Source organism: Gemmatimonadota bacterium (genome assembly GCA_026702745.1).
In the GTDB taxonomy this organism is placed as follows: domain Bacteria; phylum JAAXHH01; class JAAXHH01; order JAAXHH01; family JAAXHH01; genus JAAXHH01.
The window spans coordinates 1-4125 of the sequence record JAPPBT010000022.1; the positions used below are offsets into that span (position 1 = coordinate 1).

Annotated in this window: 5 protein-coding genes; all 5 read right to left on the minus strand. The window is 61.8% G+C overall.

From position 1 onward, the window contains the following. On the minus strand, window positions 1–661 hold a 661-nt coding region (locus OXH56_04220), incomplete at its 3' end, for a phytanoyl-CoA dioxygenase family protein (GenBank protein MCY3554510.1). 16 nt (window positions 662–677) lie between these two features. Further along, entirely contained in the window at window positions 678–1562 is an 885-nt protein-coding gene (locus tag OXH56_04225; protein ID MCY3554511.1) for a phytanoyl-CoA dioxygenase family protein, read from the minus strand. A 167-nt stretch (window positions 1563–1729) separates the two neighbouring features. After that, complete coding sequence (locus OXH56_04230; GenBank protein MCY3554512.1) at window positions 1730–1987, minus strand: hypothetical protein; 258 nt, start codon at window positions 1985–1987, stop codon at window positions 1730–1732. 268 nt (window positions 1988–2255) lie between these two features. Next, window positions 2256–2882: a thioredoxin family protein gene (locus OXH56_04235; GenBank protein ID MCY3554513.1), complete on the minus strand. Its 627-nt coding sequence runs from the start codon at window positions 2880–2882 to the stop codon at window positions 2256–2258. A 43-nt stretch (window positions 2883–2925) separates the two neighbouring features. Further along, window positions 2926–4125: thioredoxin family protein (locus tag OXH56_04240; GenBank protein MCY3554514.1), on the minus strand; the 1200-nt coding region annotated here is incomplete at its 5' end.

The window sequence follows — 4125 nt, forward strand, 5'->3', positions numbered from 1 at the left end:
CCTTCCACGGCAGCGTGCCGTGGTTCGGTGCCTCGTTGAAGGTCACCAGGTCGCCCGCCTTCATGGGCACGTGGTACACGATATCCTGATTGGCTTCGTAGCGGGAGATTTCGTCCGGAAGGGTGAAGTTCGCCTTGTGGCTGCCCGGGATGACGCACAGCCCGCCGTCGCCCGGGTTCACGTCGCTCAGCTGGTACTGGCAGTTGATCAGGCCGCATCGCATGGCGCCGTTCTGGTAGTGGTAGCACCGGGATCCATTGTACTCGGCCTGTCCGTACCCGTGGAGGCGCAGTCCCTCGGTCCCCGCCTCGGACGTGAAGATGAAAGGACTGTGGTCCATCTTCCACCCCCGGCCCAACAAGGTGTTCAGATAGGGGATGATTCGGGGATTGGCCAGCACCTCGCGAAATGGCCGGCACCAGGGCTGCTCCCACGTCAGCATGCCTTCGTAGAGGCCGCGAAACTGCTTGCCCTTCAGGGCCTCGCTCGTGCTGCTTGCCGTATCGTCCTTCCGCTTGTCGCGATTGGCGTCCAGGGCCTCGTTCAGTGCCGCAACCTGCTGGGGCACAAGGGCGTTGCGCACCACGATGAACCCCTGCAAGTCGAAGAGGTACTGTTCATGGGGTTCCATGGTGGCGAAAGGCGTGGATGGTTGGTTCATGCCGGTAGGCGCTATGCTAAATGCCCTCCCTTCGGGGACGAACGATCGATTCGCCGTCGTCTTCGATCAGGGGGCGGTTGTAGATATACGGGGGTTCCAGCACCGCACGCTGGGCTTCGGTGAGCTCCTTTGTCCATTCGGGCAGGCGCGTTTCGTAGACGCCGCCTTCGTAGTGCATGAATTTCGGGATGTACCGGTGGAGTACGCACCGACGCTCGCCTGCACCTTTCCATGGCAACGCGCCGTGGGTCGTGGCCTCGTTGAAGATCACCAGGTCGCCGGCTTTCACGGTGATATGATGGAAGATGTCCTGGTGATCCTCGTAGTGGCGGACGAATCCGGGCATGGGGAAATTCGCCTTGTGACTTCCCGGGATCACGGTCAGCCCGCCGTCGTCCGGATTTACGTCGGTCAGGTAGAACTGGCAGACGATCAGGCCGCTCCGCATGCGTCCGTCGTCGTACATGTAGTAGGTCGACCCGGCGAACATCCCCGTGCTGTTTCCGTGAAAGGGCGTACCCTGGGCGCCCGATTTCGAAGTGAGCACGTCGATGTTATGGTCCAGTTTCCAGCCCCGGCCCATCATGGTATTCAGATAGGGAATCAGTTTCGGGTGGGCGAGCAGGTCGCGAAAGGGCTGGCACCAGGGCTGATCCCAGGTCAGCATGCCTTCGTAGTGAACGTACTGCGTATCGGAGCCCGCCAGCGGAGTGCCGTCCAGCGCGCCGCCCGGTCCGTGCTCGCCGGTCCGGTCGGGATGGGCGTTCAGGGCGTCGTTCAGTGCCCGTACCTCATCGGCGGACAGCAGGTTCCGTACTACGAGAAACCCCTGGAGGTCGTAGAGGTAGTTCTCCCGCTCGCTCATCACGACGAAGTCTTCCGGGTCGCCGAACATGGCCATATCGACCTCCTGGCGAGATGCTCCACCTGGTCGGGTATCCTCCGCGTGGTCGGGTATCCAGTCGCAACGAACGGAAACGGCCCGTTCGTTGCGGTGTCGCCGGACCCTTGTATCGCTTGTTCAGGAATATAGAAAACGAGGGAGCGTAGTCAAAGGTAACATTAAGGTCAGTCGGACCTCCCGGACTGCCCGGACCTCCCGGACTGCCCGGACCTCACGGACTGCCCGGACCTCCCGGACCTCCCGGACCGCCCGCCGAGTCGCCGTGGTGTCCGGACCTCCCTGACTGCCCGCCGAGTCAGCTCATCCTTTACCGTATTGAGTTCCCGCTTGAGTTCGTCCCTACCGGTCTTCGCCTGGTTCCAGAAGAAGATGAAGGCTGATAATAGCGTCGCCGGCGTTATCAGCAGTTGAGCAAGTTCCATGGCCTTCGGTTCCTCTTTCAATCGTGCCGGCAATGCGGCGATTCCCGATGCGATTACGTGTCCGATATGTTTAGTCAGAGAAACCGAAAATAACCTCGCGAACTATCGAGTTTATATGCCTTTCATTCCAGATACCACTCGTGATCACAAACGCCCATGTGACGAGTATATAGAAACAAAACTGCCGTTGTCGCCATACGAGCGGCAACAACGGCAATTTCGTTTGGACCGACTTCTTCAGGTCGATGACGCGACCCGATGTATACCTCTAGTACTTCACCGTACAGCCGTACGCACGAGTCATCTCGACCGGTACTTCCTTGCCGGCAAATACCGCGTCCAGGGCCATGACGACGTAATTGTCGGCCTTGGGTATGTCGGCGATGTTGGCCGAGTTGATGCTGTCGATGGCGCCCATGTAGATCAGCGTGCCTTCCGGGTTGATGATGTACATGTGAGGCGTGTGGGTGGCGCCGTACGTCCGGCCGACGTCGCCGTTACCATCGAGCAGGTAGGCGTCCACGGTCGACGCGTGCTTCTTCAGGCGCGAATGGATTTCATCATTGGAGAACTGACCCTGCTTGCCTTCGGCCGACGAGTTGACGGCCAGCCAGACCACGCCCTGCTCGCGGTACTTGTCCTGCAGGCCCTGCATGTTCTTGGCGTCGTAGTGCTTGGCCACGAAAGGACAGTCGTAGTTGATCCACTCCAGGACCACGTACTTGCCGCTATAGTCCGAAAGCGTCACGCTGTTGCCGTTCGTGTCCGTCAGCGTAAAATCCGGGGCAGCGTTCCCCACCTTGGCTTCCCCGGCGGCCATCGGCGTGGAGAAGTTTACCAGCAGGAACGCGGCGGCAACGGCCACCACGGCTGCCGGAATCAAAATCTTCTTCATGAAAGTCCTCCTTGTGAATAGTAACGTCAATCTGCTTCAAATTCTACCTGCTGGCAGCGCGCCCGCTTTCCACCTTCTTCAACGCATCCAGTACCAGGCCCGGCGTGAGCAGTTCCGGCAGGATCTCCGGTTCGGAATCCGGACCGCCCGTATACAGCACGTACAGCGGGACGCTGTTGCGACCGAATTCGGCAAGCGCCTGTGTGATCTCGGGGTCCCTTGACGTCCAGTCGGCCTGTACCGGGACCACGCCCAGGGTCTCGAACTGCTCCACCACGCGGCGGTCGCTTAGCGCCACGCGCTTGTTGACCTGGCAGCTCAGGCACCAGGCCGCGGTGAAGTCCACGAAAACCGACTTTCCCGAAGTGCGCAGGTCCTGCACCAACTGCCGGGAAAAGGGCTCCCACTCCAGTCCCGCACTGAACGTCGGGGCCGCGGCGGTACGTTCCGCCCTGGCCGGGTCGGGTACCTGGCTCAGCACGGCAGCCATGCCCGCAATGATGATCACCGCGGCGGCAGCGCGCGCGGCCATCCTGGAACGACTGCCGGAAGCGATGCCTCCCCAGCGGCCGAGTATCCAGCTTCCAAGGGCCACCAGCACCAGCAGGACCATCACGAGGGCGACCAGGTTGGGGTCCGTCTGGAGGTTCAGCACCCAGAGCAGCCAGACCACGGTGGCCATCATGAGGAAGCCCATGAACTGCTTGAATGATTCCATCCACGCGCCGGGTTTCGGGACGTATCTGAGCAGGGCGGGAACGGATGACAGGGTCAGGTAGGGCAGGGCCATGCCCAGGCCGAGGAACCCGAAGATCGCCAGGGACTGGACCGCCGACTGCGTCAGGGCGTATCCCAGGGCGACGCCCATGAACGGCGCGGTGCACGGCGTGGCCACGACCGTGGCCAGGACGCCGCTCAGGAAAGATCCGCCGAGTCCGCTGCCCGAATCCATTCGTCCGCCGAGCCCGACCAGCGACGTGCCGATCTCGAAGACGCCGAAGAGACTCAGGCCAAACATGAAGATGATGACCGACAGGATGACGATGAAGGCCGGCGACTGGAGCTGGAATCCCCAGCCCAACTGCTCCCCCCCGGCCCGCAGGGCGATCAGGACGGCCGCCAACGCGAGAAAGGAGGCCAGGACGCCCGCGGTGAAGACCAGGCCGTGGCGACGGGCCTTTGCCGGGTCGTCGCCCGCCTGGTGGATGAATCCGAGCACCTTGATAGACAGCACGGGGAGGAC